This window comes from Ensifer sp. PDNC004 (assembly GCF_016919405.1).
Taxonomy (GTDB): Bacteria; Pseudomonadota; Alphaproteobacteria; order Rhizobiales; family Rhizobiaceae; genus Ensifer.
In genome coordinates, this window is sequence record NZ_CP070353.1 from 3437527 (window position 1) to 3460483 (window position 22957).

Annotated in this window: 20 protein-coding genes; 10 read left to right on the forward strand and 10 right to left on the reverse strand. The window is 63.4% G+C overall.

Features of this window, described 5'->3' with window-relative positions; genetic code table 11:
- The first annotated feature begins 113 nt into the window (after window positions 1–113).
- The 6 genes from JVX98_RS24830 to JVX98_RS24855 all read left to right on the forward strand — a co-directional run bounded on the left by JVX98_RS24830 (window position 114) and on the right by JVX98_RS24855 (window position 7244).
- Window positions 114–2423, forward strand: coding sequence for a bifunctional diguanylate cyclase/phosphodiesterase (locus tag JVX98_RS24830; protein ID WP_205237750.1), 2310 nt, complete (start codon window positions 114–116; stop codon window positions 2421–2423).
- Between the two features lie 232 nt (window positions 2424–2655).
- On the forward strand, window positions 2656–3429 hold the full coding sequence (locus JVX98_RS24835) for a hypothetical protein (RefSeq protein WP_192450784.1): 774 nt from the start codon (window positions 2656–2658) through the stop codon (window positions 3427–3429).
- A 235-nt stretch (window positions 3430–3664) separates the two neighbouring features.
- The gene (locus tag JVX98_RS24840; RefSeq protein WP_192450783.1) at window positions 3665–3889 is read left to right on the forward strand and encodes an aa3-type cytochrome c oxidase subunit IV; all 225 of its coding nucleotides are present in this window, start codon (window positions 3665–3667) and stop codon (window positions 3887–3889) included.
- Window positions 3890–4277: 388 nt separating this feature from the next.
- A complete protein-coding gene (locus tag JVX98_RS24845) occupies window positions 4278–5423 on the forward strand; it encodes a Re/Si-specific NAD(P)(+) transhydrogenase subunit alpha (RefSeq protein WP_205237752.1) in 1146 nt (381 codons plus the stop codon).
- Window positions 5423–5833 (forward strand): NAD(P) transhydrogenase subunit alpha, encoded by a 411-nt coding sequence (locus JVX98_RS24850; RefSeq protein ID WP_205237753.1) that lies wholly within the window; start codon window positions 5423–5425, stop codon window positions 5831–5833. The genes JVX98_RS24845 and JVX98_RS24850 overlap by 1 nt, the downstream gene beginning before the upstream one ends.
- 10 nt (window positions 5834–5843) lie before the next feature.
- Window positions 5844–7244 carry an NAD(P)(+) transhydrogenase (Re/Si-specific) subunit beta gene (locus JVX98_RS24855; RefSeq protein ID WP_192450780.1) on the forward strand — a complete coding sequence of 467 codons (1401 nt, stop codon included), beginning with the start codon at window positions 5844–5846 and terminating at the stop codon, window positions 7242–7244.
- Window positions 7245–7350: 106 nt separating this feature from the next.
- On the opposite strand, the gene JVX98_RS24860 is transcribed toward JVX98_RS24855, so the two are convergent.
- The 3 genes from JVX98_RS24860 to rpsU form a co-directional block, all read right to left on the reverse strand.
- Entirely contained in the window at window positions 7351–7827 is a 477-nt protein-coding gene (locus tag JVX98_RS24860; protein WP_043610725.1) for a DUF992 domain-containing protein, read from the reverse strand.
- Between the two features lie 136 nt (window positions 7828–7963).
- Window positions 7964–8851 carry a tetratricopeptide repeat protein gene (locus JVX98_RS24865; RefSeq protein ID WP_034786887.1) on the reverse strand — a complete coding sequence of 296 codons (888 nt, stop codon included), beginning with the start codon at window positions 8849–8851 and terminating at the stop codon, window positions 7964–7966.
- Between the two features lie 263 nt (window positions 8852–9114).
- Window positions 9115–9327, reverse strand: coding sequence for a 30S ribosomal protein S21 (gene rpsU / locus JVX98_RS24870; RefSeq protein WP_034786884.1), 213 nt, complete (start codon window positions 9325–9327; stop codon window positions 9115–9117).
- 324 nt (window positions 9328–9651) lie between these two features.
- Between rpsU and JVX98_RS24875 the strand changes: the two genes are divergently transcribed.
- Genes JVX98_RS24875 through soxG form a run of 4 tightly spaced genes read left to right on the forward strand, consistent with a single transcriptional unit; the run spans window position 9652 to window position 14785 of the window.
- Window positions 9652–10905: a sarcosine oxidase subunit beta family protein gene (locus JVX98_RS24875; protein WP_192450779.1), complete on the forward strand. Its 1254-nt coding sequence runs from the start codon at window positions 9652–9654 to the stop codon at window positions 10903–10905.
- Window positions 10906–10915: 10 nt separating this feature from the next.
- Window positions 10916–11251 carry a sarcosine oxidase subunit delta gene (locus tag JVX98_RS24880; RefSeq protein ID WP_034786877.1) on the forward strand — a complete coding sequence of 112 codons (336 nt, stop codon included), beginning with the start codon at window positions 10916–10918 and terminating at the stop codon, window positions 11249–11251.
- A complete protein-coding gene (locus JVX98_RS24885; RefSeq protein ID WP_205237755.1) occupies window positions 11248–14241 on the forward strand; it encodes a sarcosine oxidase subunit alpha in 2994 nt (997 codons plus the stop codon). The genes JVX98_RS24880 and JVX98_RS24885 overlap by 4 nt, the downstream gene beginning before the upstream one ends.
- Entirely contained in the window at window positions 14234–14785 is a 552-nt protein-coding gene (gene soxG / locus JVX98_RS24890) for a sarcosine oxidase subunit gamma family protein (RefSeq protein WP_112985146.1), read from the forward strand. Before JVX98_RS24885 ends, soxG begins: the two co-directional genes overlap by 8 nt.
- Before the next feature lie 63 nt (window positions 14786–14848).
- On the opposite strand, the gene nudI is transcribed toward soxG, so the two are convergent.
- The 7 genes from nudI to glgC all read right to left on the reverse strand — a co-directional run bounded on the left by nudI (window position 14849) and on the right by glgC (window position 22889).
- Window positions 14849–15286, reverse strand: coding sequence for a nucleoside triphosphatase NudI (nudI, locus tag JVX98_RS24895; RefSeq protein WP_246764951.1), 438 nt, complete (start codon window positions 15284–15286; stop codon window positions 14849–14851).
- 49 nt (window positions 15287–15335) lie between these two features.
- A complete protein-coding gene (locus tag JVX98_RS24900; RefSeq protein ID WP_205237758.1) occupies window positions 15336–15869 on the reverse strand; it encodes an N-acetyltransferase in 534 nt (177 codons plus the stop codon).
- A gap of 23 nt (window positions 15870–15892) precedes the next feature.
- The gene (locus JVX98_RS24905; protein ID WP_043610712.1) at window positions 15893–16381 is read right to left on the reverse strand and encodes a MaoC family dehydratase; all 489 of its coding nucleotides are present in this window, start codon (window positions 16379–16381) and stop codon (window positions 15893–15895) included.
- A gap of 73 nt (window positions 16382–16454) precedes the next feature.
- Window positions 16455–18419, reverse strand: coding sequence for a glycogen debranching protein GlgX (gene glgX, locus JVX98_RS24910; RefSeq protein ID WP_205237760.1), 1965 nt, complete (start codon window positions 18417–18419; stop codon window positions 16455–16457).
- 122 nt (window positions 18420–18541) lie between these two features.
- Complete coding sequence (locus JVX98_RS24915) at window positions 18542–20170, reverse strand: alpha-D-glucose phosphate-specific phosphoglucomutase (protein WP_192450773.1); 1629 nt, start codon at window positions 20168–20170, stop codon at window positions 18542–18544.
- Window positions 20171–20176: 6 nt separating this feature from the next.
- Window positions 20177–21619, reverse strand: a complete 1443-nt coding sequence (gene glgA, locus JVX98_RS24920) for a glycogen synthase GlgA (protein ID WP_205237761.1) — start codon at window positions 21617–21619, stop codon at window positions 20177–20179.
- A gap of 7 nt (window positions 21620–21626) precedes the next feature.
- On the reverse strand, window positions 21627–22889 hold the full coding sequence (gene glgC / locus JVX98_RS24925; RefSeq protein WP_043610706.1) for a glucose-1-phosphate adenylyltransferase: 1263 nt from the start codon (window positions 22887–22889) through the stop codon (window positions 21627–21629).
- Between the last annotated feature and the right edge of the window lie 68 nt (window positions 22890–22957).

Genomic DNA, 22957 nt, shown 5'->3' on the forward strand with positions numbered 1-22957 from the left:
ATGCCGGCGAAGACCCGTGATTTTGCTGGGATTCGGTACATTTTTCGGGGCGTTAGACGAAATCTTTCGTTAAGTCATCACCCCTAACAATCCGGTAAACCGGAGCTTGGTTCATGATGCGACTTGGACAGAGCGCTCTTCCGACTGACGTGTATCTGTCATCCGTGAGCTCGCTCTACGAACATCGCAAAACGCTGGTGATCGGCATGCTGTCGCATGTCGTGACGTTCCTGCTCGTCTATCTGAAAACCAGTGATCCGCTCTATCTCGCCTGCTCCGGTGTGATCTTCGTCCTCTGGGCGCTGCGCAATCTCGACATGGCGCGGTTCGACCGGCAGGATTTCTCCAATGCCGATCGGGCGATGGTCCGCAAGTGGGAGAACCGCTACATCGTCGGCGGCGTCAGCGTCACGCTCACCTGCGGTATTGCCTGTGGCTACTCCATCGCCATCAGCCAGGACTCCTTTTCCGAGCTCGCCACCATTTCGGTGACGCTTGCGTCGATGATTTCGCTCGTCGGTCGCAATTACGGCTCCGAGCGGGCCGTGCTCCTCTTGTCTTCCTCGGCCTGTCTGCCGATCGTCATCGGTCTGATCACGCTGCAGGACGTGTTCATGCTGGCGCTTGCCGTGCTGATCCTGCCCTTCATCCTGTCCACCTGGATGATGGCCAACAACGTGCGCGCCTTTCTCTACGAGAACGTGATGGCGGCGCGCGAGATCGCCACGATCGCCGGCCAGTTCGACACCGCGCTCAACAACATGACGCACGGGCTGTTCATGCTTGATGCCGATGGTCGCGTGGTTGTGGCCAACGAGCGGGCCTGCGAATTGCTGGCGCTCGGCGACCGCACCGAGCTCAAGGGCTGGCTGCTCGGCGACGTGATCCGGCGCGGTGCACGGCGCATGCGCCTCGATCCGGACAAGACCAAGGTCATTTCGCGTCAGCTCGACCTTCTGCTCAAGGGCAAGCGGCCGCAGGTGCTGATCCCGGTCAGCGAAGAGCTGCATCTGGAGTTTTCGGCGAGCCGCCGCGACAACGGCGACACGGTGCTGATCTTTGAAGACGTGACCGCGCGCGTCCAGGCGGAAAAGCAGATCCTGCATATGGTGCGGTTCGACAAGCTCACGGGGCTGCCGAGCCGTGACTATTTCGGAGAGTTGGTGCAGGCGACGGTGAGCGCCGACGACACGGCCGAACGGCTGGTCGGGCTGATGGTTCTCGACGTAACCGAATTCAAGCACGTCAACGACATGCGTGGCCATATCGTCGGCGACCGACTGCTTCAGGCGATTGCCGGCCGGCTAAGGGTGCTCGCCGGCGACGATGCGATCGTCGCGCGGCTGATGGGCGACGAGTTCGTCGTGTTCATTCCCGATGGCAGTGACGCGATTGCTCTCGAAGAGCGGATGCGCGGACTGCATGCCGATCTGCGCGACACTTACGAAGCCGGCGGCTTCACCTTCAGCATGACGATGAGCGCCGGCTTCGTCATCGCTTCGAGCGTCGACCTCAAGCTCGAGGACCTGCAGATCAAGGCCGATCTTGCGCTTTCGGAAACGAAGCTGCGCAACCGCGGCGGCTGCACCGCCTTCGAAGCTGAGATGGATGCGCGCTACGTCGACCGCCAGAAGCTGAAGGCCGATTTGCGCGAGGCGATCAACGCCCGCAGCCTGACGCTCTCCTATCAGCCGATGTTCGCGCCGAACGGCGGGCGTGTGGAGTGCTGCGAGGCGCTGGCGCGGTGGACGCATCCCGAACGCGGGCCGGTGCCGCCGAACGTATTCATCCAGCTCGCCGAAGAGCTCGGGTTGGTCACCGAGATCACCCGCTTTGTGCTCGATCAGGCGTGCCGGGACTGCATGAGTTGGCCGAGCGACGTATCCGTGTCGGTCAACCTGTCGGTGCTCGACCTGCGCAGCAGCGAAGTCGTGGTGATGGTGACGAACGCACTTCACCTCACCGGTCTCGATGCCGCGCGGCTACATCTGGAGGTGACGGAAAGCTGCCTGATGGACGAGCCGCTCAAGGTGCAGGCGATCCTGCGCGAGTTGCGCGGGCTCGGCATCACGATCGCCATCGACGATTTCGGCACCGGCTATTCGAGCCTCAGCTATCTGGATGCCCTGCCGGTCGACATCATCAAGATCGACCGTTCCTTCGTGCGCAACATCCGCGAGGATTCGCGGCGCTTCAAGCTCCTGCGCGGGACCGCCAACCTGGCCCGCGCGCTCGGCCTTCGCATCGTCGTCGAAGGCGTCGAGACGGCGGACCAGCTACAACTTATCAACGAGCACAATTGTGCCGATTTGATACAGGGTTTCGTCTTTGCCGCGCCCATGCCGGCTTCGGCCATTGCTACGCTTTGCAAGAATGGTGTGCCAAAACGAGGCGCAAAAACCACCAGCAAGCGCATCGCCTAACCCCTGAAATCTTCTGGAATCCGTCCTGTTTTGTTGCTGATTTTCCGGTAGCAAGCCATTGATTAGGCGCGCCAAATTCATCCCGATTTGGTGCGCTTGATTTCAAATCGAACAAATACGTTCACGAATTTTTATGGTTAACAAAAAGTTAACGGTGAACTGTTTCGATTTGCGGTTGCCGACCCATCTCCCGTCAATAGGTTAACGATTTGTTAACCATGAGGTGTTGAGTATGGGTGAGACGGTTCACCAGGCTGAGCCTGGGCGCTTTTCTGAAAAACTGATGCAATTGCTCGATCGCGTCGAATACCGGCGGGTCGAAACCGGCGAGGACATGGAGGACATTGCGCGGCTGCGCTACAAGTCCTACAAGTCCGTCAATCTGATGGAGTTGACCGGCTCGACGCTGATCGACGATCTCGATTTCGACAGTCACGCCTATGTCTTCGGTCTCTATCTCGACGAAGTGCTTGTCAGCACCGTGCGCGTTCATCACGTGACGCCGGATCATCGCGCCAGCACGTCGGGCGTGATCTTCGCGCCCGAGATCGACGCGTTCCTCGATGCCGGCATGGTGCTGGTCGATCCCGGCCGGCTGGCGGTCGATCCTGACGTGATCGGCGACGAGATGCGGGCGCTTCCCTATCTGACGCTGCGACCGGTCGCCATGGCCTGCGAGTATTTCGCTGCCGACCGCTGCCTGACGGCGTGCCGTCCGCGCCACGCGGCTTTCTACAAGCGCATCTTTGCGTCGGAGACGGTTGTCGCCAAGCGCGAGAACCTCGGCGTCTACAATGCCGACGGCGCGCTTCTGGTGGCGCAGGTGCGGGGGCAGCGGCCTTCGATCCTCGACCGTTACCCGGTTTTCGATTCCGAGCCGTTCGAACGCCGCATGATGTTTGCCGACCGCAACGAAGTGCCGTTTGCGCCGCTGACGATCCTGCCGACCGCGCGCATGGCGCAGACCGGATACGGCCGCTCCTACCGGACGTCCGTTTTTCGCTAAGCGGCCTTGATTGCGCAGGCGAATTTCGGGCGCGCCGAGGCGTGTCACCCCTTGCGGAATGGCGCGACATTTCGCCCATCAGGTGCGGCTAAAGAACGGGTTTTCGTTGCGCCGGCCCTGCGCATTGTGTAAGGGCAGCTATAAGGGTTTCGCGGCTTTTCGCGGGACCATGCTTCGATTAGGAGCGGCGATGACCCCAAGGTGGCGCCGCGGCATTCAGGGAGAATTTTGAACGATGGCTGAGCATCATTCTGGACCGGTCGATTTGGGCGCTCCGATGGACTATCCGGAACACGAGAAGACCTACCTCATGTTCCTGAGCGCCTCGAAGTACGGCACGCTTTTCTGCGTCGCCCTGCTGATCGCGATGGCTGCCGGCTTCTTCACGACGATGGGCCTGATCTCCTCGATCGTGCTTTTCATCCTGATCAACGTCGCCGGTTTCTTCTTCCTTCGCTAACCGGCGCGATCGAACCGACCGTTGAGGGAGCGTAGATGGTGCTTCCTCGGCGACCGGGCGTTTGCCCGGAAGAAGTTGCATGTCGCTGGCTGGAGGTGCCGCCGCATGTGGCTTGAGGCCCGGATGCCCGCAAAAGGGCACGGGCGGATAATCCTCACCCACGTGAGGGAGGAGTGAAGAGCAGGCCCGCAGAGTCCGATCGAGGCTCGATGCCGGTGGACCGCCCAAGGTCCCGCATCCAGGCGACGGCTTGCTCCAGACGATTGCGCCGGGCACAGATGCGCCGCGCATAGGAGGGCGTGTCGGCCCGATAGGCCCACCCGCTTTGCAGTCGGAGAGAATGCCCGCATTCCGGCCCTGGCTCGATTGCGGCCAGGAGGGGGGACTTGTGAGCGAGATCGTCTTCGTCGCCAAGGAAACGGATCCGAACGAGGGTCGCGTTGCCGCATCACCGGATACCGTGAAGAAACTGAAAGGTCTCGGCTTCGACGTCGTCGTCGAGGCGGGGGCCGGCGTGCCGTCGCGCATTCCGGATGCAGAGTTCGAAAAGGCCGGAGCCCGGATCGGCACGACGGCAGACGCCAAGGCGGCGGATGTCGTGCTCAAGGTCCGTCGACCGACGACTGCCGAAATCGGCGGCTACAAGCCGGGTGCCATCGTCATCGCCATCATGGATCCCTACGGCAACGAGGCGGCGATCGCCGAGATGGCGAATGCCGGATTGACCGCTTTTGCGATGGAGCTGATGCCGCGCATCACCCGCGCGCAGTCGATGGACGTGCTGTCGAGCCAGGCCAACCTCGCCGGCTACCAGGCGGTGATCGATGCGGCCTACGAATATGACCGGGCATTGCCGATGATGATGACGGCGGCCGGTACGGTGCCTGCCGCCAAGGTCTTCGTCATGGGCGCCGGCGTCGCCGGCCTGCAGGCGATCGCGACGGCTCGCCGCCTCGGCGCCGTGGTGTCGGCGACGGACGTGCGTCCGGCCGCCAAGGAACAGGTCGCCTCGCTCGGGGCCAAGTTCATCGCCGTCGAAGACGACGAGTTCAAGGCGGCCGAAACCGCCGGCGGCTACGCCAAGGAAATGTCCAGGGACTACCAGGCCAAGCAGGCGGCACTCGTCGCCGAGCATATCGCCAAGCAGGACATCGTCATCACCACCGCGCTCATTCCCGGCCGCCCGGCGCCGCGGCTCGTTACCCGCGAGATGCTGAAGAGCATGAAGCCAGGCTCGATCGCGGTCGATCTTGCGGTCGAGCGCGGCGGCAACGTCGAAGGTGCAGAGGCCGGCAAGGTTGCCGAGGTCGAAGGCGTCAAGGTTATCGGCCATCTGAATGTACCGGGCCGCATCGCCGCTTCCGCTTCCGGGCTTTATGCCAAGAACCTCGTCACCTTCCTGGAGACGATGGTCTCCAAGGAGACCAAGGCGCTGGCTCTCAACATGGAGGACGAACTCGTCAAGGCGACGGCGCTCACCCATGGCGGTCAGGTCGTGCATCCGAACTTCGGTGCCAGCAAGGGGGACAAGTGATGGCGAATGAACTTCTCGACAAGGCGCTCGCCGATCTCGACCGGGCCGTGGAAGCGGTCCGCACCGCCGCCGAATACGTGCCGGACGCCGCTGGCGTCGTTGCCCATGGCGCCACAGGCGGGGCGATCGATCCTTTCGTCTTTCGCCTGGCGATCTTCGTACTGGCGATCTTCGTCGGCTATTACGTCGTCTGGTCGGTGACCCCGGCGCTGCACACGCCGCTGATGGCGGTCACCAACGCGATCTCCTCAGTCATCGTCGTCGGCGCTTTGCTGGCCGTCGGCATTTCGGCCTCTGGGCTTGCGACCGGCTTCGGCTTCATTGCGCTGGTGCTCGCCTCCGTCAACATCTTCGGTGGCTTCCTCGTCACCCAGCGCATGCTCGCCATGTACAAGAAAAAAGACAAGTGAGGCCGGCCCGATGAACGCCAACTTCGCAGCCTTCCTCTATCTCGTCTCCGGCGTCCTCTTCATCATGGCGCTGCGCGGCCTCTCGCATCCGACCACCAGCCGCAAGGGCAACACCTATGGCATGGTCGGCATGGGCATCGCCATCGTCACGACGCTGCTGCTCGCCAAGCCGAGCTTCGGCGGCCTGATGCTGATCGTGCTCGGCCTTGCCATCGGCGGCGGTATCGGTGCGGTCATTGCCCGCCGTATCGCCATGACGTCGATGCCGCAACTCGTCGCCGCCTTTCACTCGCTGGTCGGTCTTGCGGCCGTCATGGTGGCGGCAGCCGCCATGTATGCGCCGGAGAGCTTCGGCATCGGCACGATCGGTGACATCCACGCGCAGGCGCTGGTCGAAATGTCGCTCGGCGTCGCCATAGGCGCCATCACCTTTACCGGCTCGGTCATCGCCTTCCTGAAGCTCGACGGTCGCATGTCCGGCAAGCCGATCATGCTTTCGGGCCGCCATGCCATCAATGCCGGTCTTGCGGCCGCGCTCGTCGTTATGGTGATCATGCTGGTGCTGACCCAGAGCACGACGGTGTTCTGGCTGATCGTCCTGCTGTCGCTGGCGCTCGGCGTGCTGATCATCATCCCGATCGGCGGCGCCGACATGCCGGTGGTGGTCTCGATGCTCAACTCCTATTCGGGCTGGGCGGCGGCCGGTATCGGCTTCACGCTCGGCAACCTGGCGCTGATCATCACCGGGGCGCTCGTCGGCTCCTCCGGCGCGATCCTCTCCTACATCATGTGCAAGGGCATGAACCGCTCGTTCATTTCGGTCATCCTCGGCGGCTTCGGCGGCGAGACGGCGGCGGCCGGCAGCGACGACGGCGTCCAGCGCACGGTCAAGCAGGGCTCGGCGGATGACGCGGCCTTCCTGATGGCGAACGCCTCCAAGGTGATCATCGTGCCCGGCTACGGCATGGCGGTCGCCCAGGCCCAGCATGCGTTGCGCGAAATGGCCGACCAGCTGAAGGCGGCCGGCGTCGAGGTCAAGTATGCGATCCACCCGGTCGCGGGCCGCATGCCCGGCCATATGAACGTGCTGCTCGCCGAAGCAAACGTTCCCTATGACGAGGTGTTCGAGCTCGAGGACATCAATTCCGAGTTCGCGCAGGCCGATGTTGCCTATGTCATCGGCGCCAACGACGTCACCAACCCGGCGGCGCGCGACGACAAGTCCTCGCCGATCTACGGCATGCCGATCCTTGATGTCGACAAGGCCAAAACCTGCCTGTTCGTCAAGCGCTCGCTCGGCTCGGGCTATGCCGGGATCGACAACACGCTGTTCTACAAGGACGGCACGATGATGCTGCTCGGCGACGCCAAGAAGGTGACGGAAGACATCGTCAAGGCGCTGCACGCCTGAGGGCTGTCCGCGTCGCCCGATAAAGAAACGCCCGCCTTTCGGCGGGCGTTTTGCGTTGAAGGATATGGCGCGCGCTACGTGCGTCGGTGCTTTTGTCGAGGCCGCCTTAGCCAGCCGGCGCCAGTGTCAGTTCGTCGATGCCGACGGCGACATTCAGGCCTTCCTGCACCTGGACGTTGACGGGCTGCAGCATGAAGGCCTTGTTGGTGCCGCCGCCGATCACCTTGGCACCCGCGCCAACGGCCATGCTCGCATCGGCGCCGACGCCGTAATATTCACCGGCGAGCGCGAATTCGCTGACCGGGGTGCCGGTCTTGGCAAAAACATCCCAGATCATCGTGCTCTTGCCCGTCTTGCCGATGTCGATGCCGATCTTGCGGATCGTGCCGGCATAGACGGCCTTCGGCGCGCCATTGGCGGGCGTGAAGGTGCACATCAGGTTCTTGGTCGAGGTCAGGATCATGCCGGTGCCGCCTTCCGAACCGCAAACGAGGCGGCCAAGGGCGACATAGTTCTGTGCGGCGGCCGGGCCCGTGGCAAGCGCGGCGAGCGCCAGCGCAGTAACGAGGGTTCGTTTGATCATGGCTTGGTCTCCGTTTTTGATGCTTCAAGCAAACGGATGGCCGGCAGGAAGGTTCCGCCGTGCAGCGCTCGGGGCCCGCAAACCAAAACGCCCGCGATGTGGTCGCGGGCGTTTCGAAATGTGTGATCGGGTCGGCTCAGGATGCCTTGACGCGGGCAAGGCCGGCGCGGGCCGGCTCGTATTTCGGGTCGAGCTGCAGCGCGTGCGAGTAGGACTTCGACGCCTTGGCCTTGTCGCCCTTGCGCTCGTAGATCAGCGCCTGGTTGGCCCAGGATTCAGCGACCTTGCCGTTGAGGTTGATCGCGGTGTTGAAGTCGGAGAACGCGTTGTCGTCGTCGCCCTGGGCGACATAGGAAATGCCGCGGCCGTTATAGGGCTCCGGCGAGCTCGGCGAAAGCGAGATCGCGGTCGAGAAGTCTTCGATCGCCTGGCCGTGCTGGTTGCGCGCCTGGTAGATCAGGCCGCGATTGTGATAGGCGCGCGGATCGGTGGTATCGAGCTGGATCGCCTTGTTGAAATCGTTAAAGGCGGAATCGAGCTGGCCGGCCTGGCGATAAAGATTGCCGCGGCCGATATAGGCGACGTCGTAGTTGGCGTTGAGCTGCAGGGCCGTGTTGTAGTCGGCAAGCGCTGCCTGGGTATTGCCCATGTTGCGATGAACCAGCGCCCGGTTGGCATAGGCCTGGTAGAAGCGCGGGTTCAGCTTGATCGCCTGGTCGAAATCGGCAATCGCGCGGCGGTATTCGCCGGCGCGGCCGTAAGCCGAGCCGCGAACATTGTAGCCTTCCGGGTCGCTCGGGTTGGAGGCGATGACGCTCGAAAGCGAGGCGATGTTTTCCTGCGAGCCCTGTTCGCGCTCGACCTTGTTGGTGACGGAGTCCGGACCGTCGGTCGTGCAGCCGGCGATGAGGAGGGCCGAGCCGAGAAGCAGCATGGCGGCAAGCCTCGGCTTGCGCTGGTGGCGGCGAGACGCCTCATGGACATTAAAACCGGAGACGTCCGCAGTCATGGCAGCAAGTGTCAAAGGTTGATCCCTCAAATCGACAAGGTCTCGAAAGCCATCGGCTTTCCGTTTCTGGAGCCGCTGAACTCCCCGCGGGCTCCTCAAGCCGGGCCAAAGTCGGCCTTGGCAGACCACCGGTCCAAACACTCCGGTCGGTCGTCCGTCGGTGGCAGCGTCGAGCACGCTAGCCTGTCGGCGGAAAAGATGTCCATACCAAAAAAAGGCGGTGGCGATATTTCGCCCCCGCCACGACTTACATCGAATAGCGTCGAAAAAACGACAAATCAGCGAGCCAGGAGGCCTTCGCGCTGTGCACGCTTGCGTGCCAGCTTGCGGACGCGGCGTACGGCTTCAGCCTTTTCGCGAGCGCGCTTCTGGGACGGCTTCTCGTAGTAGTCACGCATCTTCATTTCGCGGAAAATGCCTTCGCGCTGCATCTTCTTCTTAAGAGCGCGGAGCGCCTGATCGACATTGTTATCGCGGACTAGTACCTGCACGTGAATCCCGTTCCTTGGTTCGAGTTATTTTGCAGCTCCGTCAGGTACGGAGGCAAAAGAATGACATTCGCTAAGCTGGAAGCTTTACGATTAGATGAGCGGATACCAGATCGTCAGGCGAAAGTCCAGCGACGACATGAGGAGACGCTGAAAAATCCTGAGATGCAGGGTCGGCGCTGGTTCCCGTCTGCCGCTTAACCAATCCATAGTCATGTCGCAACTGCGCGCAAGTCCACGCAAATGCGTCGCAAAAGAAACGTTGCGCAGGCCCCGGATTTGCGATTTCTAACGCCAACGAGAATGAACACCGGGAGTAACGGGCCGATGCGCAAATATTCAGTTTTCGCCGTGGCGCGCGAGGCGCTGCGCGGCCACAAGGGATGGGGCCCGCACTGGGCGTCGCCGGAGCCGCGCAAGGAGTATGACGCCATCATCATCGGCGGCGGCGGCCATGGTCTCGGTGCTGCCTACTATCTTGCCAAGGAGCACGGCATCACCAATGTCGCGGTGCTCGAAAAGGGATGGATCGGTGGCGGCAATACCGGCCGCAACACGACGATCATCCGGTCCAACTATCTCTATGAAGAGAGCATGGACATCTACGAGCATTCGCTGAAGCTCTGGGAAAACCTGTCGCAGGACCTGAACTACAACGTCATGTATTCGCCGCGCGGCGTGATGATGCTGTCGCACAACATCCATGACCAGCAGTCGTTCAGGCGCCATATCCATGCCAACCGCCTCTACGGCATCGACAACGAATGGCTGACGCCGGAACAGGCCAAGGCCTATTGCCCGCCGCTCGATATCGCCAAGACCGCGCGCTACCCGATCAACGGTGCCGCCCTGCAGCGCCGCGGCGGCACGGCCCGCCACGACGCCGTTGCCTGGGGCTATGCCCGCGCAGCCTCCGACCGCGGTGTCCACATCATCCAGAACTGCGAAGTGACCGGCATCCGCCGCGACGAGACCGGCCGGGTCGTAGGCGTCGACACCAGCCGCGGCTACATCGGCGCCAAGAAGGTCGGCATCTCCGCCGCCGGCCACACCTCGGTGCTGATGCAGATGGCGGATGTGCGTGTGCCGCTGCAGAGCCAGCCGCTGCAGGCGCTGGTCTCCGAGCCGCTGAAGCCGATCTTCCCCTGCGTCGTCATGTCGAACTCGGTGCATGCCTATATCTCGCAGTCCGACAAGGGCGAGTTCGTCATCGGCGCCGGCACCGACCAGTACAATTCCTATTCGCAGACCGGCGGCCTGCAGATCATTACCCATACGCTCGATGCGATCTGCGAGCTCTTCCCGATGTTCCGCCGCGTAAAGATGATGCGGCAGTGGGGCGGCATCGTCGACGTCACCCAGGACCGCTCGCCGATCCAGGGCGTCACGCCGGTTCCGGGCCTCTACCTCAACGCTGGCTGGGGTACGGGTGGCTTTAAGGCGACGCCGGGCTCGGCCCATCTCTTCGCCCATCTGATCGCCAAGGGTGAGCCGCATCGTCTGGCCGCAGGGTTGACGCTGGAGCGTTTCCGCACCGGCCGGCTGATCGACGAGGCGGCCGCCGCCGCCGTTGCGCACTGAGGATTTCGAGATGCTTCTGATCTACTGCCCCTATTGCGAGGAAGAGCGTTCCGAGCTCGAGTTCCGCGGTGCCGGCGACGCCCATATCGCCCGTCCGGAAAACATCGCCGACATCACCGACGAACAGTTCGAGGAATACTTCTTCCTGCGTCAGAACCCCAAGGGTCTGATCTTCGAGCGCTGGCGTCATATCCATGGCTGCGGCCGCTTCTTCAACGCCGCCCGCGACACGGTCAGCGACCGTTTCTACACCACCTACAAGGCGGGCGAGCCAAAGCCTGACATCGCCACCATTCTCCAGAGCGAGCAGGACAAGAACGGCCAGGACAAGGGAGCCGCGAAATGATGGGCGCCAACCGCATTCCAGGCGTCGGCCGCCTGACCCCCGCCCGCACCGCGCGCTTCACCTTCGACGGCCGCACGCTGACGGCGCTCGAAGGCGACACGGTTGCCTCGGCGCTACTTGCCAACGGCATTCACCTGGTCGGCCGTTCGTTCAAGTATCACCGCCCGCGCGGCATTCTTTCGGCCGGTGCCGAGGAGCCGAACGCGTTGATGGACGTCTCGCGTGATGCCGCCCGGCGTCAGCCGAACGTGCGCGCCACGGTGCAGGAAGTCTTCGACGGTATGAAGGTGAGTTCGCAGAACCGTTGGCCGTCGCTCGCCTTCGACATCGGCGGCCTCAACGACCTGATGTCGCCGTTCTTCGCCGCCGGCTTCTACTACAAGACCTTCATGTGGCCGAAGGCCGCCTGGCACGCGATCTATGAGCCCTTCATCCGCCGCGCTGCCGGCCTCGGCGTCGCGCCGACGGAAGCGGATCCGGATCACTATGCCAGCCGCTACGCCCATTGCGACGTGCTTGTCATCGGTGCGGGTGTTGCCGGTCTATCCGCAGCACTTGCCGCTGCCAAGGCCGGCGCCAAGGTGATCATCTGCGACGAGCAGCCGGAAATGGGCGGCGCGCTTCGCTACGAGAGCGGCACGACTATCGACGGCAAGGACGGCTGGGACTGGGCGCAGGAGACCGCCAAGACGCTTGCCTCCATGGACAACGTCACGGTGCTCACCCGCACCACCGGCTTCGGCTACTACAACCACAATTTCGTCGGCCTCGTCGAGCGCGTGACCGATCATCTGGCGGCTCTCGACAAGTCGCTGCCGCGCGAGCGGCTTTGGCAGGTGCGCGCCAAGAAGGTGATCCTCGCCAACGGCCAGATCGAGCGGCACATGGTGTTTGCCAACAACGACCGCCCGGGCATCATGCTCGCTTCGGCCGGGCGCACCTATCTCAACCACTTCGGCGTTGCCGTCGGCTCCAAGGTCGGCGTCTACACCGCCCATGACTCGGCCTATGAGGCGGCTTTCGACCTGAAGCGGGCCGGCGTCTCGGTTCCCGTCATCGTCGACTGCCGCGAAAACCCTGGTGAAGCGGTTCTGGCTGAAGCGCGCAAGCTCGGCATCGAAGTGCTGACCAGCCATTCTGTGATCAAGGCCGGCGGCAAGCTTAGGGTCAACTCGATCAGCGTCGCCCGCAACGGCGGTGGCTCGGCCCGCAAGTTCGCCGTCGACGCGCTGCTGGTTTCGGCCGGTTGGACGCCGTCGGTGCACCTGTTCTCGCAGTCGCGCGGCAAGGTGAAGTTCGATGCGGCGACGCAGCGCTTCCTGCCGGGCACGTACCTGCAGGATTGCCTGTCGGTCGGTGCCTGCAACGGCACCGACGACCTGCAGGCAACCATCGACGAGGCGCTTGCAGCCGGCGAACTGACCGCGCGTGCGGCCGGTACAGAGGGCGGTGCGCAGGTGACGCTTTCGGGCGAAAACCGCTACGGTTGGACCGGCGGCATGATCGGTGCCGCTGAAGGTGCGGGGCCGGACACGACCGTCAAGGCGTTCATCGACTTCCAGCACGACGTCTGCGCCAAGGACATCCGTCTGGCGGTGCGCGAAGGCATGCACTCGATCGAGCACATCAAGCGCTTCACCACAAACGGCATGGCGTCCGACCAGGGCAAGCTTTCCAACATGCATGGCCTGGCGATTGCTGCAGAAGCGCTCGGCAAGGACATTCCGCAGGTGGGCCTGACGACCTTCCGCCAGCCCTATACGCCGGTGACCTTCGGCGCGATCGTCAACCATTCGCGCGGCACTCTCTTCGACCCTGCGCGCAAGACACCCATCCATGCTTGGGAGGAAGCGCATGGCGCCGAGTTCGAGGATGTCGGCAACTGGAAGCGCGCCTGGTTCTACCCGCGCTCCGGCGAAGACATGCATGAGGCGGTGGCGCGCGAGTGCAAGACGGTGCGTGATGTCGCCGGTGTCTTCGATGCCTCGACGCTCGGCAAGATCGAGGTTGTTGGCCCGGATGCGGCGCAGTTCCTCAATCTCATGTACACCAACGCCTGGGACAACCTGAAGCCCGGCCGCTGCCGCTACGGCATCATGCTGCGCGACGACGGCTTCGTCTATGACGACGGCGTGGTCGGTCGACTGGCCGAGGATCGCTTCCACGTGACGACCACGACCGGCGGTGCGCCGCGCGTCATGAACCACATGGAAGACTATCTGCAGACCGAGTTCCCGCACCTGAAGGTATGGCTGACCTCGACGACGGAACAGTGGGCCGTCATCGCCGTGCAGGGACCGAAGGCGCGCGAGATCATCGCGCCGCTCGTCGAGGGCATCGACCTCTCCAACGAGGCCTTCCCGCATATGAGCGTCGCCGAAGGCAAGATCTGCGGCGTGCCGACACGGCTCTTCCGCATGTCGTTCACCGGCGAGCTCGGTTTCGAAGTCAACGTGCCGGCTGACTACGGCCAGGCTGTCTGGGAGGCGATCTGGGCGCGGGCAGAGCCGATGGGCGCCTGCGCCTACGGCACGGAAACCATGCACGTGCTGCGCGCCGAGAAGGGCTACATCATCGTCGGCCAGGATACCGACGGTACGCTGACGCCGGACGATGCCGGCCTCTCCTGGGCTGTCTCGAAGAAGAAGCCCGACTTCGTCGGTATCCGCGGCCTGAAACGCCCGGATCTCGTCAAGGACGGCCGCAAGCAGCTCGTCGGTCTTCTCACCAAGGATCCGAAGGTGGTGCTGGAGGAAGGCGCGCAGATCGTCGCCGACCCGAACCAGCCGAAGCCGATGACCATGCTCGGTCACGTGACTTCGTCCTACTGGTCGGCAAACTGCGGTCGCTCGATTGCGCTCGCCATGGTGGCCGGTGGCCGCGCGCGCCTCGGCCAGACGCTCTACGTGCCGATGACCGATCGCACCATTGCCGTCGAAGTGAGCGACATGGTGTTCTTTGACAAGGAAGGGGGCCGCCTCCATGGCTGACCAGGTTACTGCAAGCCGCAAGGCGGCACTCACCGCGCGCGGGGGCTCGGCCGAGGCGATCCTGACGCCTGCACCGGCAGCAACGCGCATTTCGCTGCGCGCCGGCGCCGACGCACTGCCGGCCCTTTCGGCCGCACTTGGCGTGACGCTGCCGACCCGGCCGAAGACCTCGGCTTCTTCCGGCCAGCGCCATGCGCTGTGGATCGGCCCGGACGAGTGGCTGGTCATCGACGAAAGCGAGGCCGACCTGTTGGCGGCGGCCGCCTCGAGCGGCACGCTGCATTCGGCGGTCGACATTTCGCATCGCAACGTCGCCGTCATCGTCAGCGGCCCAGGCGCGGACGTGGCCATCAACAGCGGCTGCCCGCAGGATCTGTCCCTGGCGATCTTCCCGGTCGGCGGCTGCTCGCGCACGATCCTCGGCAAGGCGGAGATCATCCTCTTCCGCACTGCTGAGGATCAGTTCCGGGTCGAGTGCTGGCGGTCGTTCTCGCCCTTCGTCTTCGGACTGCTGTCCGAGGGTGCGGCCGACGCCGGGCATTGAGATAAAAAGGCCGGGAAGCGCTCAAGCGTTTCCCGGCTCAAGTCTGTCGGCAACCGTTGGCTCTTATCGCGTAGCCGGCAGGATGCCTTTTTCCTGGAATGTGCGCTTCGTTGCGTCGTTGAGGTCGTAATCCTGGAGCTGCTCGGGCGCGACCCAGGCGTGTTCGACGAATTCGTCGTTGAGGCTGACCTCGCGATTTTCGGCCTCGCAGTCAAAGATCAGATAGATCATATGCAGCTCTTCGGTTGAGCCGTCGGCGTAGGACTTTGTCCGGATGTCGTCCCGGAAGGTCCAGGGCTTGATCGTTCCGATCTCCAGACGGTCTCCGAGCTCTTCCCGGATTTCACGGCGCAAGCCCTCATCGAGACGTTCGCCCGGCTCGAGGCCGCCACCCGAAAGCGCCCATTGCCCGGGAAACACGCCGCGATCCGGCGGCATCTTGCAGAGCAAGTAGGCGCCCCTGTTCTGAACGAGCGGGCAGACGATGATACGCTGGCGCAATGACTTCTCCATTTACTGATTTTGCGACCACGACAGCCGCCTGGCCTTTTTACGCGAAGCGCAAGTACCAGAAGAGCGCAATCTCGTGCGTTCCCGGCGTCAATGCCGAATAGAGATGGCGGTCGTAGCCAGCAAGTTCGAAGCCGTAGCGCTCGTGGAAGCGGCAGGCGGCGACATTGTTCGACTGGGTCTCGAGCCTGATCCCCGGCAGGCCCCGTTCCCGCGCCCATAACACCGCCCGGTCCATGAGGGCCCGCGCGACGCCGGCTCGGCGCGCATTGCTGTCGACGGCGATATCGTCGACTTCGGCAAAGCCGTTCCACGTCTTCGAGAGCGCGATGTAACCGGCGAGCCGGCCGTCGAGACGTGCTGCGAAGAGAGCGGCATCCGGCCCGGCCGCCGCCACAAGCTCGTCCGGGTCGGATTCATAAGCCTTGATGTAGCGCTCGACCGGGGCGATGTCGCGAAGACCGGGGCCGGTGAAGGGCAGCGCCTCGGACGTGATCTCGAAGGAGAAGTCGCAGCCGGCAAAGTCGCTGACGAAACGTCCGTCGGCCGGCGCGACGTTGACTGCTGCTGTCATGGGATCTGCCTGCTCAAACCGCCTCAGGCATCGGCGGGTCGATCCTTAGGATCGAACTGGATGATGGTCTGCCAGGTTGCCGTCAGCGCCGGCTTGCGCTCGCCTTCGATCTCGACGCTGACGTCATAGGTGATCATCAGCATGCTGGCGCCGCGAAAGCGCGCGTCGGCCATGGTGAAGTGGCCGCGCACTTTGGCGCCGCTCTTCACCGGCGCGACGAAGCGCACCTTCTCGAAGCCGTAGTTGATGCCCATCGTCTGTTCGCGGATTTTCGGCAGGCAATTGTAGTTCATCGCCGAAAGCAGCGAGAGCGACAGGAAGCCATGCGCGATCGTGCCGCCGAAGGGCGTTTCGGCAGCGGCCCGCACCGGGTCGACGTGAATATACTGATAGTCGCTGGTTGCTTCGGCGAATTTGTCGATCGTTTCCTGGGTGACCGTGATCCAGTCGGAAACGCCGACTTCCTTGCCGACCAGTACCTTGATCTCAGAAAGTGATATGTCCTGCAGCATGTGAACGCCTCGAAACAAGCCCCCCAAGCGATCTATAGGCTCGCCCGTTGCAACCTGCAAGTGGTGGAAAAGCTTAGAAAACTTCGACGAGGAAGGTGACGGAGCGCGGCGCTACGTGATCGGCGGGGGCTGACGCTGCGAGCGCGTCCTGCCATTTCCCATTGACGCTGTCGGGCAGGCGGAGGGGATGCGGCGCATGGCTGCGATTGATGACGACGGCCAGCCGCGTTGCCCGCTTCTGGGTTCGGTCGCGGGTGGCCAGCACCATCATCAGATTGTCCGTTGCCGGATGCTCCCAGTCGCCAACCGTCATCGGGTGACCGTCGAGACGGCACCACTCGACGTCGCCGCTTCCGGTCAGGAACGTAGTCTCGTCGAAAACGTCGAAGCGAGAGCGCATGGCTGAGAGGGCTGCGGTGTGGGCAACGATCTCGTCGTCCATCGCCGTCCAGTCGAGCCAGGTGATGGCGTTGTCCTGGCAATAGGCGTTGTTGTTGCCGTGCTGGCTGCGCCCGGCTTCGTCGCCGGCGGTCAGCATGATCGTGCCGCGGGTGGCAAAGAGCGTGCCGACGAGCGCGATCACGTCATGGCGGCGAGCCGCCTTGATTTCCGGATCCGCGGTCGGCCCTTCGGCGCCGTTGTTCCAGGAGTGGTTCTCGTTGTGGCCGTCGCGGTTTTCCTCACCGTTCGCCTCGTTGTGCTTGCCGGCATAGGAGACGAGATCGGCCAGCGTGAAGCCGTCATGGGCGGCGATGAAGTTGACCGTGCGGGTTCCTGCCTCGCCCCAACGGGAAAAACTGTTCGACGAGCCGGCAAGCGCTGTCGCCAGCGCGCCGATCGAATGGCGGTCGCCGCGCCAGTAGATGCGGATATCGTCGCGGGCGCGGTCGTTCCACTCAAGGAATGGGGCGGGGAAGTTGCCGAGCTGGTAGCCGCCCGGGCCGATATCCCAGGGCTCGGCGATCATCACCCGGTCGGCAAGCAGCGGATCGGCCGCGATCGCCTGGAAGAGCGGAGCATCGCGGTGGAAGCCGCCCATGTCGCGGCCGAGGATCGAGGCGAGGTCGAAACGGAAGCCGTCGACGCCGGCGGCGCGGACGAAATGGCGCAGACTGTCGAGGATCAGCGCCTCGACCACAGGGTTGTCGCAGGCGATCGTGTTGCCGCAGCCGGTGTCGTTGATCAGTTCGCCCGGCCCGTCGGTTACATGGCGGTAATAGGTGAGGTTGTCGAGGCCGCGCATCGACAAGGTCGTGCCGAAGCGGTCGCTCTCGCCGGAGTGGTTGAAGACGAGATCGAGGATGACGCCGATGCCCTCCTTGCGCAGCGCTTCGACAGTCTTGCGCAATTCCTTGAGGCCGCCCGGAACGAGGCGCGGATCGAGCGCCATCGGGGCGATCGGATTGTAGCCCCAGCCGTTCTTCAGCCCGAGCGGCGGCAGATGGCGTTCGTCGATCCAGGCAACGATCGGCATCAGTTCGACCGTCGAAACGCCGAGGCGCTTCAAGTGCGCGATGATGGCAGGCTCGGCAAGCGCCGCCACCGTGCCACGCTTGGCTTCGGGCACGTCGGGATGGAGGAAGGTGAAAGGCTTGACGGCGATTTCGTAGAGGAGGCCGCCGGCCTTGAAGAGCGGCGCCTTCACCTTGGCGGCCTTCACCTCGGTGACGATCGCTTTCGGTACGAGGTCGGCGGTGTCTTCGCCAAAGATCGTCAGGCGTGGATCGTGGCGGAACGGGCGGTCGAGCTCCAGGGCGTAGGGATCGACGAGAAGCTTGGACGGATCGAACCAGAGACCGTGATCGGGCGAATAGACGCCATCGGCCCGGAAGCCGTAGCGCGTTCCCTTCGGCGCGTCGGCAACCGTCAGGCTGTGAATGTCGCCGTTCCGTGTCATCGGCAGCTGGCGCAGTTGTTTGGCACCTGATTTGTCGAAGAGGCAGAGGTCAATACGGGCGGCGTTGCGCGACCAGACCGAAAACACCGTGCCGTCGGGGGTGACGGTGGCACCGAGGGGTGGGTTTCCGATCGTCGGCATGAAAGCTTCCCTCTTCCTGTTATCGAACTCATATCCCGTCAGCCCCCTCCGCCAGGCGAGGCAGTGAGGGTAGGCGGCTACAGAAAAGGGCCGCCCGAAGGCGGCCCCGATCGTCTGGTTTCTCAGGTAATGACGCTCGGCTCGGTGCGGCCGGTGCGGGTCTTGATGCTGGCGATCTCTTCCGCAACGGCGATGAGATCGGCAAGCGCCGTCTGCGTCTCGATATCGTGACGCGAAGCGTCCGGCTCGAAGCGCTCGATATAGACGCGCAGCGTTGCGCCCGATGTGCCGGTGCCCGAGAGGCGGAAGACGACGCGGGAGCCGCCTTCGAACAGGATACGGATACCCTGGTTCTTGCTGACGGAATGGTCGACCGGATCGTTGTAGGCAAAGTCGTCCGCGGTCGCGACCTTGAGCGCGCCGAAGGACTTGCCGGGCAGCGTGGCAAGCTGGTCGCGCAGGTTGGCGATCAGGCCATTGGCGGCATCGCTGTCGACCTCTTCGTAGTCGTGGCGCGAATAGTAGTTGCGGCCGTAGGTCGCCCAGTGGCTCTTGACGATGTCGAGCGCACTTTCCTTGCGGGCGGCGAGAACGTTGAGCCACAGCAGGACCGCCCAGAGGCCGTCCTTTTCGCGCACGTGGTTGGAGCCGGTGCCGGCGCTTTCCTCGCCGCAGATCGTCGCCATGCCCTCGTCGAGCAGGTTGCCGAAGAACTTCCAGCCGGTCGGCGTTTCGTAGAGGCCGATGCCGAGCTTCTCGGCCACGCGGTCGGCCGCACCACTGGTCGGCATCGAGCGGGCGATGCCGGCAATGCCCTTGGCATAGCCGGGCGCCAGATGCGCGTTGGCGGCAAGCATGGCCAGACTGTCGGAGGGCGTGATGAAGATGCCGCGGCCGATGACGAGGTTGCGGTCGCCGTCGCCGTCGGAGGCGGCGCCGAAATCCGGTGCATCCGGTCCCATCATGGTCTCGTAGAGCGCGCGGGCGTGCACGAGGTTCGGATCCGGATGGTGGCCGCCGAAATCGGGCAGCGGAATGAAGTTCATCACCGAGCCCTTGGGCGCGCCAAGACGCTTCTCGATGATCTCCTTGGCGTAAGGCCCGGTGACGGCGCTCATGGCGTCGAAGACGACGCGGAAGCCGCCGCCGATCATTTTGCGGATGGCGTCGAAGTCGAACAGGCTTTCCATCAGTTCGGCATAGTCGGCGACCGGGTCGATGACCGTCACGGTCATGCCGTCAAGCGCCTGCGTGCCTTCGGCATCGAGGTTGATGTCGGCAACGTCGGAGATCTTGTAGCTGTCGATCACCTTGCTGCGGGCAAAGATCGCATCGGTGACCTTTTCCGGTGCCGGGCCGCCATTGCCGATGTTGTACTTGATACCGAAGTCTTCGGTCGGGCCGCCGGGATTGTGGCTGGCCGACAGCACGATGCCGCCAAAGGCCTTGTACTTGCGGATGACGTTGGAGGCAGCCGGCGTCGACAGGATGCCGCCGCGGCCGACGAGCACGCGGCCGAAGCCGTTGGCCGCCGCCATCTTAATGGCGATCTGGATGACTTCGCGGTTGTAGAAGCGGCCGTCGCCGCCGATGACAAGGGTTTCGCCCTGAAAGCCTTCGAGCGCGTCGAAGATCGACTGGATGAAGTTCTCGGCATAGTTCTTCTGCTGGAAGACCGGGACCTTCTTGCGCAGCCCTGACGTGCCAGGCTTCTGGTCGCCGTAGGGGGTTGTGGTAACCGTTCTTATCATGCTGACTTAACCTTTCCCGAGAAGTCCGGAATAAAGAGAGACGTAACGCTCGGCACTTGTGGCCCAGGAAACGTCCGATTTCATGCCCTGCGTCTGAATTTTCGACCAGACTTTGGGCTCGCTGTATGCACGCAGCACCCGCCGGATCGCAAGCCGCAACCCATCGGCATTGACAGGCGCGAACTGGAAGCCGGTGGCGACCTTGGCCGCAAGCCCGGCTTCGTTGGCGTCGATGATGGTATCGGCGAGGCCGCCGGTGCGGGCGACGACCGGCACGCAGCCGTAGCGCAGGCCGTAGAGCTGGGTAAGACCGCAGGGCTCGAAGCGCGACGGAATGAGGATCGCGTCGGAGCCCGCCTGCATCAGATGCGACAGCGGCTCGTTGTAGCCGGTGACCATGCCGATATTGCCGCGATGGCGGGAGGCGGCGGCGAGCAGCGCGCCTTCGAGCGCCGCATCACCGGAGCCGAGCACCACGAGTTTGCCGCCCATGGCGACGAGCTCGTCGGCGATCTCGGCGACCAGATCCATGCCCTTCTGCCAGGTGAGCCGACTGACGACGCAGAAGATCGGGCCGTTGCCTTTTTCAAGGCCGAAGCGTTCCTCGAGCGCACGCCGGTTGGCGGCGCGCTGCTTCAGGCTCGTTGCGCTGAAGTGCTGGGCGATGTGCGGGTCGGTCTGCGGATCCCAGATATCGGCGTCGATCCCGTTGACGATGCCGGAGAGGTCGGCGACGCGGCTCTTCAACAGACCTTCGAGACCCATGCCGAATTCGGGCGTCAGGATCTCCTGCGCATAGGAGGGGCTGACGGTGGTGATAGCGTCGGCGGTCTGCAAGCCGCCCTTCAGGAAGCCCACATCGCCGTAATATTCGACGAACTGCATCGAGAAGGCTTCAGGGGGAAGGGCAAGCTCCGGGAAGACCGAGGCGCCAAACTGGCCCTGGAAGGCGATGTTGTGGATGGTCATCACAGTCGGCGTTGCGGCTGCCGGGCCGAAATGCATGTAGACCGGCGTCAGCGCGGTCTGCCAGTCATGGGCGTGAACGATATCGGGTTTAAAGCCCGCGACGACATCGCCGCCGGCAATCTCGGCCGCCGCAAGCGAGAGTGCGGCAAAGCGGCGGAAATTGTCGACGTAGTCGAGGCCGGTCGCATCGACGTAAGGACCGCCGTCGCGGGCGTAGAGTTCCGGCTGGTCGAGGACCAGCAGGTCGAGCCCGTCGATTTCAGCGGCGAGAACTGCCGCCGGATTGCCGAACAGGTTGTCGAAACTGCCAACCTTCTTTTTCTTCTTCAGCTTCTGCAGCACGGCTGGATAGCCGGGCACCAGGGTGCGGGTCTTGACGCCGTGCGGCAAAAGCGCTGCCGGAAGCGCGCCGACGACATCGGCGAGCCCCCCGGTCTTGATCAGCGGATAGACTTCGGACGCAACGGACAGGACGTTCATGAAGTGCCTACATTCCCAATTTGTCGATCATCGTTTGCGTGATCAGGCAGACGCCGTTTTCCGAACGCCGGAAACGCTTGGCATCGAGCACCGGATCGTCCCCGACGACGAGGCCTTCCGGGATCACGACACGGCTGTCGATGACCACGTTGCGCAGCGTCGCATGGCGACCGATCTTCACATCGGGAAGAACTACGGCATTCTCCAGACGGGAATATGAATTTACCCGCACACCTGTGAACAACAGGCTGCGGTTGAGAGCTGCGCCTGAGATGATGCAGTCGCCGGAGATGAGCGACGATGTCGCCGAGCCGCGGCGGTTCTCGTCGTCATGCACGAATTTGGCCGGCGGCTTGATCTCGGCGAAGGTCCAGATCGGCCAGGTGCTGTCGTAGATGTCCAGTTCCGGCGTCACATGGGTGAGATCGATATTGGCCTGCCAGTAGGCGTCGATCGTGCCGACGTCGCGCCAGTAGGCCTCGCGCTCGAAATCGGAGCGCACGCAGGACTGGGCAAAGCGGTGTGCGACGGCTTTGCCGTTGTCGACGATATAGGGAATGATGTCCTTGCCGAAGTCGCGGCTCGATTTCGGATCGGCGGCGTCGCGGCGCAGAAGATCCATCAGGAACTTCGTGTGGAAGACATAGATGCCCATCGAGGCAAGCGCCATTTCCGGATTGCCGGGGATGCCGGGCGGATCGGCAGGCTTCTCGACGAAGGCGATAATGCGGTCCTTCTCGTCGACATGCATGACGCCGAAGCCGGTCGCTTCCATGCGCGGCACTTCGAGGCAGCCGATGGTGACGTCGGCGCCGGAATCGACGTGCTGCTGCAGCATCAGTTCGTAGTCCATCTTGTAGATGTGATCGCCGGCAAGGATCACCATGTATTCGACGCCATGGTCCTCGATGATGTCGATGTTCTGGTAGACCGCGTCAGCCGTGCCTTCGTACCATTGCGTTTCGGAAACGCGCTGGCTGGCGGGCAGAATGTCGAAGCTTTCGTTTCGTTCAGGGCGGAAGAAGTTCCAGCCGCGCTGCAGGTGGCGGATCAGCGAATGCGCCTTGTACTGGGTGGCGACGCCGATGCGGCGGATACCGGAGTTGAGCGCATTCGACAGCGCGAAGTCGATGATACGGGCCTTGCCGCCGAAATAGACGGCCGGCTTCGCCCGTCGGTCGGTCAGTTCCTTCAGGCGACTGCCGCGACCGCCGGCGAGAACATAGGCCATGGCATCACGTGCCAGAGGTTGCGTACGCTTTTCCACCATTTGTCCTCCCCATTCATTGAACCTCAAGGGGTCGTCACGGCGGCCTTCTGCGACGCCTTGCGGCCCTC